Consider the following 14778-nt stretch of genomic DNA (forward strand, 5'->3'; position numbering starts at 1 on the left):
ATCTGTTTCCATGAGCGCCACAAGGGTAATTAAGCTTTTACTTCTGTTTTTTGTGTTGTCCTTGCTTATTGCGGGTATAAAAGGCCTCGATATTTATCACAAAGCTTTTACCCCTAATATTCAGGTGAAGGACTCACGCGAAACCTATTTCTATGTGTACACAGGTTCGAGCTTTGCCGAGGTTTTTGGGCTGCTTAAGAAAAAAGAAATGCTCAAGAATGAAAAAACTTTCGAATGGACAGCCCATAAAAAAAAGTATCCCGATCACATTAAACCCGGACGTTATCTGGTAAAAAACCGCATGTCGAATAACGAACTGGTTAACCTTCTTCGTTCGGGACGTCAGGAACCTGTAATGCTTACCTTCAACAACACCAATACACTTAAAAACCTTGCCGACCGGGTAGCCGTTCAGTTGGAATTTAAATCCGATGCTCTATTAGCACAAATGTCAGATACAAGTGTTTTGAATCGTTACGATTTTACCACGCAAACACTTCCGGCAATGTTTATACCCAATACCTACGAGATGTATTGGAATACTACGCCTGAACAGTTTATGGAAAGAATGTACCGCGAATACAACCGGTTCTGGACTCGTTTAAGGCAGGCAAAGGCCGAAAAGTTAAACATGACAAGGGTAGAGGTAATTACACTTGCTTCGATTGTAAACAAGGAAACTTCTTTCGATAGTGAAAAACCGCGTGTGGCAGGTTTGTATATCAACAGGCTTGAAAAAGGCATTCGATTACAGGCCGATCCAACCCTGATTTTTGCCTGGGGCGATTACTCTATCCATCGTGTGTTGAATTATCACAGGCAAATCGATTCTCCTTACAATACATACCTAAACGACGGCTTGCCTCCTGGTCCGATTTGCATTCCCGATATTGCTTCTATCGATGCTGTGCTTAACTACGAAAGGCACAATTATATTTATATGTGCGCCAAACCAGACTTTTCAGGTTACCATAACTTTGCTACCACTCTCGAGGCTCATAACCGTAATGCTGAAGCATACAGGAAAGAACTAAATAAAAGAAAGATATACAATTAAAGAACAACGAAAATTTTACTTGTCAATTCGATTAGTAAGCTGGGTTACCCAATAAAAACAATTTATAGTTCAAAACACATTTGCCGGTGATTTGAATAAACAGAAAAGTGTAATTTAGTTTTCCGAAGAAGACAGCAGGCTATTGCAATCATTTACTTAAAAATCAGACCTGATTAATGGATAAAATAAAATTTGGAAATGATGGATGGTGGGGTATAATTGCTAAAGACTTCACCATTGCAAATGTTGCCAAGGTGGCCTATGCGGTAGCTCGCTGGACAACAAGTAAACAACGTGATTCGGCTGTGGTGCTGGGTTATGATACCCGTTTTGGCGGGGAAATGTTTATGGAAGCGATGGCAAAAATAATTGCTTCAAAAGGTGTTCAGGTATACATTTCCGAAAGCTTTGTTACATCGCCCATGGTATCATTAGGCGTTTTAAAGCTGAAAGCTCAATGTGGCATTGTAATTACGGCCAGTCATAACGCTTCACCCTACAATGGCATTAAGCTCAAAGGTGCTTATGGAGGGGCCATGCTAAAGAACGACCTCGATAATATTCAAAACCTCATTACTTCTGATTATGAGTTCGACCTCGAAATGCTGAATTGGAATTACCTGCTCGAGCAAGGCAAAATCCAATACATCAACCTTGAATCAATTTACCTCAAACACATACACGATAGTTTTGAAATTTCTGCCTTGCAACAACCTTCAACACGCTTTGGATTCGATTCGATGTATGGCAGTTCGCAGCAGGTTATGCGCAAGCTCTTTCCTCAGGCAAAGCATTTTCACAGCCAGGTGAACCCCTCGTTTAACAACATGCCTCCTGATCCCTTGTATCGGAATTTGCATGAATTAGCCGAACACATTCTTCAGCAGAAAGACATTGATGCAGCCTTTGCTGTCGATGCCGATGGCGACCGGCTGGCTTTTTTCGATAGCCACGGAAGTTATATCAATAGCCATAAGATTTTTCTATTAATCATCCATTACCTGGTCAAATACAAAGGCCTGTCGGGTAAGGTGCTGGCTGGTTTTTCAATGACCGGAAAAATAGAAAAACTCTGTGCTCATCATGGAGTTTTTGTGCAGCGTACTAAAATAGGCTTTAACTATAACGCCGAAATTATGCTGAATGAAGAAATTCTCGCCTCCGGACAGGAAACAGGTGGATTTTCTCTTGGAGGTAATTTGCCTGAACGGGACGCTGTGTGGATGGGTATTCAAATATGGTCGTGGCTGCACGAATGCCAAAAACCACTTGATGAACTATTGGCAGAGGTTGAAGCCATTACCGGGTCTTTTGCTTTCGATAAAACCGATCTGGCACTCAACCGCAACGAACGTAATAAAATTCTCGATTGCTGTAAAAATGGACTGTTTACGGAGTTTGGTTCCTGCAAAGTATTAAAGACAGACGATACAGATGGGTATAAGTTTTATTTTTCCGATGATGAATGGATATTACTGCGCCCCTCTACCATTCATCCCCTGGTAAGGTTGTATGCCGAAGCACCCAGCCACAACAGGGTCAGGGAGCTTATTCAGGAAGCTGTAGTGCGCATTAATAAAGAATTATAGAATGATGTTTAGAAATAAAATACTCCTTTCATTTGGATTTTTGATTTTGTTTTCGTCTTTGTTACCTGCACAAGAGGAGTTTATCCCACAAGTGAGTTTTGGTGTGCAGGGAGGTTTGAATAATTCCTTTGTAAACTTTGTTCCTGGCAAACGCGACCCTGAAATAACCTATCATTCGATAAATAGGCCTATGGTGGGGGCTTACCTGTGTTTTATAGCCGAACCATATGCCGGTATTCAGGTTGAACTTAATTTTGCAAACCGCGGTTGGAAGGAAATAATGGACAGCAGTTATACTTATGTACGCACGGTCGATTATTTTGAAATACCGCTGCTTACGCACCTTCGGTTTGGGAAGAAACATTTTCGGTATGTGTTTAACCTGGGACCTTACCTGGGCATTCACCGCAGCTATCAAGAGAGTTTTGAACCATTCGATGCTCAAACAGTATTGCCTGAACCAGACACCAATAATTATTTTGGTAAAAGGGTTGATAACCTTCTGGAACTTGGTTTTGCCCTCGATGCCGGACTGGGATATCAAACCTCAGCAGGGCTTTTTATGGTAAAGGCCAGGTATTCGCATGGGGTAACCAGTATTTTCACCGAATATCCCGAAGGGCAGTTCCGCTCTTCGCCCTGGCGCAATTTTTTCGTGGGTGTATCTTACCAATACAATATCAACCTGCGTAAAAAAAAGTAGCTACTTGAAAATTACCTCGGGTTCGAGGGAAATACCAAATTTATCCATCACCCTGGAAACAATTTCGTACGAAAAATCAGCAATTTCCTTTCCTGTAGCATTACCATAGTTTACAATCACAAGGGCTTGATTCGGATAGGTGCCTACATCACCTTTCCGGATTCCTTTAAGTCCAGCCTTGTCAATCAGCCAGGCCGAAGCCAGTTTATAATTGCCGTTGGCTTGTAAATAGAAGGGAATGTCAGGATAGATTTCCTTCAGGGAATTAAGTGTTTGCGCATCGACGATAGGATTTTTAAAGAAACTTCCGGCACTGCCCAATTCTTCTACTTTCGGTAATTTCGACAAGCGGATGAAAGTGATAGCTTTCCGAAGGTTTTGAATATTGCGCTCACCCATGCGATTGAGTTCCTCCTCCACCTGGCCATAATGGGTAATAAGTTCCGGTTGCTTTTTTAGGCTGAAACTTACATGAGTTATCAAATGGCTCGAAAATTCAGGTTTTTTAAAAATACTCTCGCGGTAGCCAAAAAGGCAAGCTTGGTTTGAGAGACTAAAAGGTTTGCCTGTGAGATAGTCCAAACCTTCGACCAGTGTAATGCTGTCTTTTGCTTCTACGCCATAAGCCCCAATATTTTGCACTGGTGCGGCACCTACATTTCCCGGAATGGCTGAAAGATTCTCCAAACCACCCCATCCATGGCTAACACAGTATTCGACCAGATAATCCCAATTTAAACCGCTTCCGCAACGAAGGCTTACCATTTTCTCATCTTCAGCTACAATGTCGAGGCTGTCGAATTTCGGATGCAGTAAAACTCCCCCAAAATCGCCGGTGAAAAGAATATTGCTCCCACCGCCAAGGATATAGATCATGTTTTCTTTTACAAGTTCATGCCGACTAAATGCTTCTATATCCTCTGGTTTTTCAAGTTCGACCAGGTAGCGGGCTTTTACATCGAGGCCAAAGCTGTTGTATGTTTTTAGCGATGCATCGGGTTTTATGGTCATTTTGTGTTTGTTAAACTTTAAACTGCTGCAAAACTAAGCATACTTTCAAAAAACCAGTCATCTGATTCAAACATAATGAATCTAAGTATTTCCCTGTTTGTTTTCAGTAAGAAATCAACCTATATGCAGCGCGGAGCATTAAACCAAGCTAAAAAAAATTAGATTTGTGTTAATTTCTTACCAAAACAAAAAGAGGCTTTGCTTAAAATAATTTTGGCAGTTAGCAACGATCTGGTTACCGATAACCGGGTTTACAAAGTGTCTGAAAGTCTCAGAAATATGGGTTTTCAGGTAGGTCTTGTAGGTAGGTGCCTGCCCTATTCGGAACCATACCTTCGAACCGGGGTTCAGGTAAATCGTTTTAAGCTTTGGTTTAACCATTCTGCCCTTTTTTATGCAAACCTGAATTTGCGTTTGTTTTTCTACCTGATTCGGGCAAGGGTAGACATTGTAGTAGCCAACGACCTTGATACCCTACCGGCCTGCTGGTTAGCGGCTAAATTGCGCAGAAAAGTATTGGTATTCGACAGTCACGAGTTGTTTACAGAAGTGCCAGAACTTACCAATCGTCTCATAATCCGGAAGGTATGGTTGCGGCTGGAAAAAATGCTCCTACCAGGTGTCGATTTTGGCTATACAGTTTCTCCTTCTATTCAGAATTATTATGCGCTAAACTATAGGAAAAACTTTCAGTTGGTGCGCAATGCCGCTTTCTATCGCAGTAATTTTTTATTCAATAAAAAATCGGAGGAGACAATAATTATATACCAGGGGGCACTCAATCAGGGACGCGGACTGGAACTTATGCTCGAAACCATGCCGTTGTTGCCTCATATGAAACTCTGGATTGTGGGTGTTGGCGACATTGAGCAGGAACTTAAGAAAAAGGTTTTAGCCCTGCATTTGGCAGAGAAGGTCATCTTTTTTGGACGTGTGCAGATTGCCGACCTCTTTCAATATACATCCAAAGCGCATATTGGTATTTCACTGGAGGAAGATTTGGGACTCAATTACAGGTATTCCTTACCCAATAAATTGTTCGATTATGTTCAAGCCCGTATTCCGGTTGTAGTGCCGGATCTGCCTGAGATGAGAAATCTGGTGGAAAGCTATGAAATTGGCTATGTGTTAAACGAACGCAGCCCTGAGAAACTGGCTGAAACCATTCTTCGGGCTGAGCATGATTATTTTGAGAAAGATTCTGATCGCGAAAAATTACAGCTTGCTGCAAGAAAATTATGCTGGCAAAACGAAGAAAAGGAGCTTATCGCTTTATACCAAGAGGCTTACGAACTAGCAAAACAGCGTAACGGCCAATCGAAAAAATAAACAGTCGGTACAAGCCATAAAAAATGGGTATTGCCAAAAGTCCCCAAATAGCAATGGCCAGCATATTTAATTTCCAAAGTTCAACTAATGCCATCCAGAAATTTTCGCGGAAAAGCAACATAACTTCTGAAAATGAATAGTTGGAGGTACCCGAACCTACTAAATAATTTCCAAGTTTGAAGAAGGGAACAAAAAGGGCAATTTGCAGAGGATGTACCAGATAATGAACCGCTTGGGTAATCACAAAATCAAGTTTCATGGCATAAGCCAGAATGCCTACCAATATTGTGGTAATTCCATAAAATGGCATCAAACCAATGGTTATTCCAAGTGCCAGCGAAAGTGCCAGCTTTCTGTGCGATAATCCGTTTTTTAATGCTTTTCGAATGGGGAGTAAAACCTTTCGCTTCAATAATCTCATCATACAAGAACTCTGCTTAACTTGTTCGGGCTTGTGTACGGCCAAATTTTTGTTTGGTTACCTCTATCCCTTTAATAATTGCCTAAAATTAGACTTTTTTATTCAACTCAACAAATATCAGCTATGGCATGTTTCTTTCGATGCTCCTTCTTAACTATTTATTAACAATTATGTTCGATAGATTTAACAGAAAGGTTACTTTTGCCACAAAAAATTGTAGGAAATATTGAACGTTTAAAAAATGTAGTTTATGATCAAAAAGCTTTTGGCCATTGTATTTGTGGCAGGTATGATAGGTGTTTCCTGTTCGAAAGAAGAAGGAAAGGGTGGAACCAACACCATTAAAGGGAGTGTTACGGTGTGGGAATACAACAAAGACTTCACCCAAAAAATAGGGGAGTACCCTGGACAGGATATCGATGTTTACATTGTATATGGCAACGATGAAATCTATGGCGACCGCTTTCAGACCGGAGCCGATGGAAAGTACGAATTTACATACCTGCGCGAGGGAAGCTACTCGGTTTATGCTTTATCAAAAGATACCAATAATCTTTTAACCAACGAATTAGTGCCTGTGGTTAAAACATTGGAGGTTAGCGGAAAGAAACAGGTGGTTGAAGTTCCTGAAATTATTGTGATTGATTGATATGATGAAGCGATCCCTTTTAGTTTTTGTTGTTCTTGGCTTCACTTTTCAGGTATTTGCCCAGGAGAAAGATTTTCGAACCTGGTGGTCTGCTGAGTTTAGCACAGAACTCTACGATAAAGTCGATATTTCGGTAGTTCCTGAAGTAAGGTTTATCGAAAACAGCAGCATGTATGCGGCCTTTCTTACCGAAGTGGATGCATCTGTTCCGGTTACAAACTATTTCAGAACAGGCATCAAATACCGTTTCGAACAGATCCAATCCGAGGAAATGTATATTGGGCAGAGGTTCTCAGTATTTGGCAGGCTTAGGGCAAACCCCGGAAAGTTTACACTCGATTATCGCCTGGTGTTTCAGCGCGAATACATAGGCATGCAAACCCGCGAAAACGGCAAGGAACCTGACGATATGCTGCGCCACCGCTTTTCGGCTTCGTACAGTAAGAAAAAATGGAAGATTGAACCTGAGGTATCGCTGGAGATTTTTGATCAACTTGGATATGGATCACTTGCCTATGCAGAAAAACTTCGTGCAAGCGCTGGGGTAAATTATAAGGTTAATAAAAAGCTTAGCCTATCCCTCGACTTTAAATACCAGCAGGAATTTTACCAGAACAATCCTCTTCAGGCCTATATTTTATCTACAAGCATCAGCTACCGCTTGTAGAAAGCCTTACACCCTTGATCCGACTTTTAAGGACATTCAATATCACATAGTAAAGAGAAACAAAAACAGGCAAGCCTAAAGAAATCCAGCTAATCAGGGCCCAAAGATGCAGGTAAAAAATTTCTCCTAATTCGAGGTGACCTGCTGATTGTAAAATCGACCAGATTTTATAGTAAACTGGTTCATAACCCGATCGGCCTGCCAGCAAGCTCCCGGTTTTTAAAAAGGGAAGGTATAAAATAAGTTGAAGGGGATAAATCAGGTAATTCGAGAGCTGGATAAGCAGAATGTTGAGCCGGAAGATAATAGCCAGAAGTGCCAACAAAACTGTAGATAAACCTAGGATAGGCATAGTGCCCAGCACCAATCCCAAGGTAACAGCCATAGCAGCCTTTTGAGGTGAAATCCCCTCAAATAAAAGTAACTTAACCTTCTCCTTAAAAAGTCTGTAACGTTTCAATGACATGCCTAATTGTAAATTCAAACCTATTACGAAGTTAGTGCGCCATTGTATTCTCCGGGTTAAGCCAAGTTTATCTTATTGTTAATCTCACGGTTGTAAAGCAAGAGAGGAGGTTACTGATTAAGCTTGAATGACCGAGGAGATCGATTCTGCGTCAGTCACATTTTCTGTATTGAATATCAATATATTGCTATTCTCGTTAATCTGGAGGAAACGTTTTAGGTCTAGCAGACTTTTTTCTTGCATAAGTGCCAAAAGAGCACCTAGACCAGAAGCGCCCGATTCGCCGGAAGCCACATAAGGGTCGCCTGGCATGGGTGCATTAAGGTATTTAATAGCATCGATGGTAAAATGGTCCGAGATAAGCATAAAGGCATCGGCTCCCTGCTGAAGTATTTCAAATGCAAGTAGTGAGGGCGTGCCGCAATTTAAACCAGCCATAATGGTTTTCTGGCTTTTACGGGTAGTGGCCAAAGACTTGCTTTTTATCGATTCGTAAATACAATCGCTCTCAAAAGGCTCCACGCACACAATTTTAACCGATTGGTTGTTCAGATATTTGCGAAAAAAATGAACTACCGCCGAAGGCCAGCTACCTACCCCAGCCTGAAGAAATACAACATCAATATGGGGTTTACTGAATCTATTGGTTTGATTCAGAAGTTCCTGCATTTCGGTGTAATAGCCAGAAGTAATGGTTGCCGGTACATCGAGGTATTCTTTCCAGGCTGTATCCTGAATGAGTTTGAAATTTTTTTCGCGTGCAAAATAGGCTGCCTCTTTCACGGCAGTATCGTAGTCGCCAGCACTTACAATTACTTTTCCACCTTCGCGTTCAATGGCTTTTATACGGCCTGGTTTGGTAAAGTGTGGCACGAACACAACCGATTTGTAACCCTTATGTTTAGCTGCCCAGGCTACTGCGCGACCGTGGTTTCCGTCGGTGGCGGTGCAAATACCAATTACCGGCTCGCTTTGGGTAAAATGATGCACAGCATAACTGGCTCCCAGTATCTTAAGTGCTCCGGTGCCAAATCGTTGCCCTTCGTCTTTTAGGAGCAATTTCCCGATGCCGCATTTTTTTGCCAGGGTTGGAAGCTCTATCAGGGGAGTGGGTTTATAATCTGCTAAAGTCTGATGATAATGGTAGGCACTTTCAAAATCATTCAACACCGGGGTGGTGTCTTCCGTAAACACTGGTTGATAGGCAGACCGTTGATTTATGAGGTATCCGGTTGCGCTCATGGTTTTCAGATCTTGGTATGAAATAAAGGTAAGAATCTATTTGCTATTTTACTAACTCCACCTAATGAGGAAAAGAAAAGTATATCAGAAAATTATATCTTCCTTAGTTCAATTAAAACCAATTCCATAAATACTTTAAAGCCCCAGCAAGAGTGTTTCAGGATTCTTTCCCGCTAATAGCATAGTTTGTGGCGATTCAAGCATTTCCTTCACTGCTACCAGGAAACTCACCGAATCGCGTCCGTCTACCAAACGGTGGTCGTACGAGAGGGCAATGTACATCATGGGACGTATGACCACTTGTCCGTTGAAGGCTATTGGGCGGTCTACTATGTTGTGCATGCCCAGTATACCCGATTGAGGAGGATTAAGAATAGGGGTCGATAGAAGACTTCCAAAAACACCCCCGTTGGTGATGGTAAAGGTCCCGCCACTCATTTCTTCGGGTGTGATTTTAAAGCTTCGGGCTTTTTGGGCCATCTGCGCGATGAGTAGTTCAGTTTCAGCAATACCCAGGCTTTCCACATTCCGAAGTACAGGAACCATTAGCCCTTTATCGGTTTGCACTGCAATGGCAATATCCACGTAGTTAGGCATTACCATTTCATCTCCCTCGAGGTAAGAATTTATTTTGGGGAAACGCTGAAGGGCAATGGCACAGGCCCGTGTAAAGAATGACATGAAGCCAAGCTTGATTCCATACTTATCGACAAAGTTTTTCTGGTATTTCTGCCGCAGGTCCATTATGGCAGTCATATCCACTTCGTTGAAAGTGGTGAGCATGGCTGTTTCGTTTTTTACAGCCACAAGACGCTGACTGAGTTTGCGACGCAGGGCACTCATTCTTTCGCGGCTTAGTTCCCTTTTAATCTCGCCGCTCCCCTTGGTTGGATTTGTCGATTGCTCGATAAGATTCTCGATATCCGATTTACTTATTTTCCGTAATCCTTTTACTACATCGTCTATCGATAAATTGTTTTCCTGCATAATTTTTTTTGCAAGCGGAGTAACCTTGGTATGCGAAGACTCTGCCACAGGCTGTGATTGCGAGACAGTAATGGCTTCGCTAACTATAACTGATTTACTTTTATCGGCAACGGGTTCTTGTTTTTTCGTTTTTGCAGCAGGGCTGGCAGGGGTTGCTGCTGCCGTTGTATCAATGGTACAGGCTACGGAGCCAACGGCAACACTTTTACCTGTTTCAGCCAGAATTTTAATGCTTCCGGCTTCTGCTGCCAACAAAGGAAGGGTTGCCTTGTCGGATTCTATTTCAGCCAGTTCCTGGTCTTTTTGAACATAATCGCCATTTGCTACAAGCCATTGGGTAATTTCAACTTCCGAAATCGATTCACCTGGGCTGGGTATTTTAATCTCAACAATCATGCTTGGAGGATTTATATTCTTATTTTTCAGGATATTTGAATGTTAAACCGCTTAGAATAAAATAAATTCTTTTATTTCAATCGTTTTACCTCTGGAAGTTCTGGTTCCATGAAATATTTGTATTGTTTCAATATTTGTTTTTGCAAACTTCCATCGGTGCATTGCAACCCGCAATAGGTGCGGTTGAGTTCACACACACATTCGCGGAAAACTTTTGATATCAATTCTGCTTGTTGTACCTGGTGTATTTTGTTCAATCCGGTTGCAGGGCTTCCACTGGCCTGACGGCAAATGGGCGATACCTCTATGTTTTTAAATTCGTCGCGTACATGTCTCCAGGCACCCATGTTAATAGGTTCTTCCTGTAACCAAAGGTTTAGCATGGAGTTTTTATATTTAGCTACTATCTTTTCAACTTGTTTCGTTGGAAAAGGGTGAAGTTGTTCGATCCGTACCAATGCTATGTCGCGGGCTTTGTGTTTTTCCTTTTCTTCGAGCAGGTCGTAGTACATTTTTCCGGTGCAAAAAACAATGCGCCTTACCTGTTCGGTGTCTACATCCGGGTCGTCAATTACCTCCATAAACGAGCCCTTTGCCAGCTCATCGAGGGTACTCACACACTTTGCGTGCCGCAGCAGACTCTTGGGTGTGAAGATGATGAGCGGAATCCGGAAGTTACGGTGCATGTGTTCACGCAAAATATGGTAAATGTTGGCAGGTGTAGAGGGCTTCACAATTTGCATGTTATTGCGGGCTGCCAACAATAGAAAACGTTCTACTCTTGCACTGGAATGTTCTGGACCCTGTCCTTCGAAACCGTGTGGCAGAAAAAGTACCAGTCCATTCATTAAGCCCCATTTCTCTTCTGCAGAGGCAATATACTGGTCGATAATTACCTGTGCCACATTATGAAAATCTCCGAACTGGGCTTCCCAAATGGTTAATCCGTCGGGTTTGGCAAGTGCATAGCCATATTCAAAGCCCATTACACCGTATTCATTCAGAGGTGAGTTATACACGAAGAATGGAGCTTGATCCGGGGCTAGATTTTTAAGCGGCGAATATTTCTGATCGGTATCTTCAATGACATGTTCTGCATGGCGATGGGCAAATGTACCACGTATCGAATCCTGACCACTTAGCCTTACAGCAAATCCTTCTTTTAAAAGCGTGCTATAGGAAAGTAACTCGGCCATGGCCCAGTCTACCTGGTTTTCTGCCAGCATTTTCTTACGATCATCGACCAGTTTTATGGTTTTTTTGATAAAGGCCTTATCGGCCGGCAAGTCACAGATTTTTTTTCCTAATTCAAAAAGCATATTTCTGTCCAGATGCAGTTCATAGCTTTTATCAAAATCTTCCTGTGTGGCATATTTATAGCCCTGCCATAAATCGTGCATAAACTGAGGGATTTTTACCTTGCCCAGTTTTTTCGACAAGCTTAATTTCTCCTCGAGTGCAAGCTCGTATGCTTCTTTAATGGCATCTACTTCGCTTTGGGTGTAAACACCTTCGTCTATGAGTTTTTTTGCATAAATCTCTCTCGGGTTCGGATGCTCGGCAATAGCTTTGTAAAGCGTAGGTTGAGAATATCGGGGTTCGTCGCTCTCGTTGTGCCCATGTTTCCGGTACGAGAGGATATCGATATACACATCGGTATGAAAGGTGGTGCGGTATTCGATTGCCAGGTTAATGGTGTGCACAAGGGCTTCGATATCGTCGCCATTGATGTGAAAAATCGGGCATTTGGTTACTTTGCCAATGTCGGTGCAATAGGTGCTGCTACGGGCATCGAGGTAATTGGTGGTAAAACCAACCTGGTTGTTGATTACAATGTGAATGGTTCCTCCATTGCCATAGCCTTCGAGGTCCATCATTTGGGCTACCTCGTAAACTACTCCTTGCCCGGCAATAGCTGCATCGCCGTGAATGAGTATGGGTAGAAGTTTGCTTTTATCTCCGCCATATTTATGATCGACCTTTGCCCTGCAAATACCTTGGATAATGGGCCCAACCGTTTCGAGGTGGGAGGGATTGGGTGCCAGGTGAAGCGATATCTCTTTGCCGTTTTCGAGCATTACTTTGTTGCTGTAACCAAGATGATATTTTACATCGCCAAGGGATATGCGGTCTTCATAAGCTTCGGCAACAAATTCCTGGAAAATATTTTCTGCAGGTTTTTGCATGACATTGGCCAGCACATTCAGCCTTCCTCGATGGGCCATGCCAATGAGGTATTCTTGCACACCTGCATTAGACCCGCTTAACATAAGGTAATGCAAAGCAGGGATAAGGGCCTCGGAGCCTTCGAGCGAAAAACGTTTCTGACCCACAAACTTTTTATGGATAAATTGTTCAAAGCCACAAGCCTGGTTTAAAAGTTGAAATATTTTCTTTTTTTCGTTGGCAGCAAATTGGGTTCTGTTTCTAGTTCCTTCAAGCTTTTTTTGAAGCCAGCCTGTTTTTTCAGGATGCCGGATAAATAAAAACTCCGATCCGATTGAACTGCGGTAAGTATCGTTCAATAACTGAAGGATATCTTTCAGTGGAGCCGCCCCAATTCCAATTTCTTTCCCAGCCTGAAAAACGGTATTTAAGTCAGCTTCGGAAAGGCCATAATATTCAAGACTCAATGGAGGAAAATACTGCCGCCTTGTGCGCACTGGGTTGGTTTCGGTAAAGAGATGGCCACGCCTGCGAAAGGCTTCGATAAAATTTATGACCTTAAACTCTTTGTCGATGTTGTCGGGGACTGCCTCGGTATAATTTTTTCGTGCAAATTCAAAGCCCAGAAAAAAACTTTGCCATTCTTTATCAACCGAATCGGGATTTTGCAGGTACTGCTGGTAAAAATCGTCAATTAATGATGGATCTAAAGCCCCTAAGAAATCGAATTTGCTCATTACAGCGATCAGATTTTTATTTGTGTTTTGAAGATAGTATAATTGCCATGTTTTTCAATGGTTCTTGGCCAAAATAAACACTTTTAACAAAACTGCCGGCAATTTGTTTAAAAGTAAGGCGGAAACTTTCTTTGGTGCTGAACAATCCAACCAAAATCCTGTTATTGTTAACCAAAACACAGAGGATTTTTTTTGTAGTAAACTTTAATTAATCATTAATTCAATACACGTGAAAATAGGTGTTTTAAAAGAAAAAGAACCAGAAAAGCGGGTGGCGCTTTTACCCGAAGCTGTGAAAGCCTTGTTGGAGCTCAAGGCAGAAGTGCTGGTGGAACGCAGTGCCGGATCAGGAGCCTTTGTATCCGATGCGGAGTACGAAAAGGCTGGAGCACAATTAGTCAATAGAAACCAGCTTTATAAAGAGTCTGACTTAATAGTAACAATCAACCCGCCTGAGGTAAACGAATTGAAGTCGGTCGATTCCTCAAAAATTCTGATTGGAGCCCTAAACCCCTTTCATAATAAGGCTTTGATTGATCAATTGCAAAGCTCCAAACTAACTTCCTTTAGTCTTGAGCTGGTGCCAAGAATAACCCGTGCGCAATCGATGGATATTCTTTCTTCGATGGCTACTGTGGCAGGCTACAAAGCGGTGCTCGATGCGGCCTATCAGCTGCCGCGGTTTTTTCCTATGTTTATGTCGGCTGCAGGAACCATTAAGCCGGCACGTATGCTGATATTAGGAGCCGGAGTGGCTGGCTTGCAGGCCCTTGCCATTGCACGAAAACTTGGAGCCATTGTCGAAGTTTTTGATGTGCGTTCGGCGGTGAAGGAAGAAGTACTCAGCCTAGGAGGTAAATTTGTAGAAGTGGCCGGAGCCGTCGAAGATGCCTCTGCAGGTGGATATGCCATTGAGCAAAGTGAGGATTTTAAGAAACGCCAGGCCGAACTTATTCAAACTCATGCCCGTAATGCCGATGTCATTCTATGTACTGCCCAGATACCCGGCAAAAAAGCCCCTGTTCTGGTTACCAAAGAAACCGTAGCCGCCATGAAACCGGGTTCACTGATTATCGACCTCGCAGCTTCTACCGGTGGTAACTGCGAGCTTACCGAGTTTAATAAAGTGGTGGAGGTACACGGAGTTAAGATTATAGGCAATTCAAATTATACCAACCAAATGGCGGTTGATGCCAGTGCCATGTTTGGCCGGAATGTAGTGAATCTGCTCAAACTATTCATTAGTGAGCAGGGCGCACTTAAGCTCGATTTTTCTGATGAAATTATCAAGGGCGCCTGCCTTACCCACGAAGGCGAACTAATGAACGAACGTGTTAAATTATCCTATAAAAACTAGT

The 14778-nt window shown here is 42.5% G+C and carries 13 protein-coding genes; 7 read left to right on the plus strand and 6 right to left on the minus strand.

All coding sequences use genetic code 11. The annotated features are described in order from the left end of the window. Window positions 1–10: 10 nt before the first annotated feature. From mltG to IPM71_12475, 3 genes are all read left to right on the plus strand, one after another. The gene (mltG, locus tag IPM71_12465) at window positions 11–1057 is read left to right on the plus strand and encodes an endolytic transglycosylase MltG (GenBank protein QQS50387.1); all 1047 of its coding nucleotides are present in this window, start codon (window positions 11–13) and stop codon (window positions 1055–1057) included. 176 nt (window positions 1058–1233) lie between these two features. Continuing rightward, entirely contained in the window at window positions 1234–2646 is a 1413-nt protein-coding gene (locus IPM71_12470; GenBank protein QQS50388.1) for a phosphoglucomutase/phosphomannomutase family protein, read from the plus strand. Window position 2647: 1 nt separating this feature from the next. After that, on the plus strand, window positions 2648–3349 hold the full coding sequence (locus IPM71_12475) for a PorT family protein (GenBank protein ID QQS50389.1): 702 nt from the start codon (window positions 2648–2650) through the stop codon (window positions 3347–3349). On the opposite strand, the gene murB is transcribed toward IPM71_12475, so the two are convergent. Continuing rightward, window positions 3350–4360 carry a UDP-N-acetylmuramate dehydrogenase gene (gene murB / locus IPM71_12480; protein QQS50390.1) on the minus strand — a complete coding sequence of 337 codons (1011 nt, stop codon included), beginning with the start codon at window positions 4358–4360 and terminating at the stop codon, window positions 3350–3352. A 198-nt stretch (window positions 4361–4558) separates the two neighbouring features. On the opposite strand from murB, the gene IPM71_12485 reads away from it, so the two are divergent. Continuing rightward, entirely contained in the window at window positions 4559–5689 is a 1131-nt protein-coding gene (locus tag IPM71_12485) for a glycosyltransferase (protein ID QQS50391.1), read from the plus strand. Here IPM71_12485 and IPM71_12490 read toward each other — a convergent pair. Further along, window positions 5625–6113 (minus strand): DUF2062 domain-containing protein, encoded by a 489-nt coding sequence (locus IPM71_12490; protein QQS50392.1) that lies wholly within the window; start codon window positions 6111–6113, stop codon window positions 5625–5627. The two genes, IPM71_12485 and IPM71_12490, sit on opposite strands and share 65 nt — an antisense overlap. 247 nt (window positions 6114–6360) lie before the next feature. Here IPM71_12490 and IPM71_12495 point away from each other — a divergent pair, with 247 nt between their 5' ends. After that, window positions 6361–6759, plus strand: a complete 399-nt coding sequence (locus IPM71_12495; GenBank protein ID QQS50393.1) for a hypothetical protein — start codon at window positions 6361–6363, stop codon at window positions 6757–6759. A 1-nt stretch (window position 6760) separates the two neighbouring features. Next, entirely contained in the window at window positions 6761–7426 is a 666-nt protein-coding gene (locus IPM71_12500; GenBank protein QQS50394.1) for a DUF2490 domain-containing protein, read from the plus strand. Here IPM71_12500 and IPM71_12505 read toward each other — a convergent pair. The 4 genes from IPM71_12505 to IPM71_12520 form a co-directional block, all read right to left on the minus strand. Beyond that, window positions 7410–7892, minus strand: a complete 483-nt coding sequence (locus tag IPM71_12505) for a DUF2062 domain-containing protein (protein QQS50395.1) — start codon at window positions 7890–7892, stop codon at window positions 7410–7412. The genes IPM71_12500 and IPM71_12505 overlap by 17 nt on opposite strands. Before the next feature lie 117 nt (window positions 7893–8009). Further along, entirely contained in the window at window positions 8010–9134 is a 1125-nt protein-coding gene (locus IPM71_12510) for a diaminopropionate ammonia-lyase (protein QQS50396.1), read from the minus strand. A 135-nt stretch (window positions 9135–9269) separates the two neighbouring features. Then, window positions 9270–10517, minus strand: coding sequence for a 2-oxoglutarate dehydrogenase complex dihydrolipoyllysine-residue succinyltransferase (gene odhB, locus IPM71_12515; GenBank protein QQS50397.1), 1248 nt, complete (start codon window positions 10515–10517; stop codon window positions 9270–9272). A gap of 71 nt (window positions 10518–10588) precedes the next feature. Further along, window positions 10589–13420, minus strand: a complete 2832-nt coding sequence (locus IPM71_12520; protein ID QQS50398.1) for a 2-oxoglutarate dehydrogenase E1 component — start codon at window positions 13418–13420, stop codon at window positions 10589–10591. Window positions 13421–13649: 229 nt separating this feature from the next. Here IPM71_12520 and IPM71_12525 point away from each other — a divergent pair, with 229 nt between their 5' ends. Beyond that, window positions 13650–14777, plus strand: coding sequence for a Re/Si-specific NAD(P)(+) transhydrogenase subunit alpha (locus IPM71_12525; GenBank protein QQS50399.1), 1128 nt, complete (start codon window positions 13650–13652; stop codon window positions 14775–14777). The last annotated feature ends 1 nt before the right edge of the window (window position 14778 follow it).

Source organism: Bacteroidota bacterium (genome assembly GCA_016699695.1).
Lineage (GTDB): Bacteria > Bacteroidota > Bacteroidia > Bacteroidales > UBA10428 > UBA10428.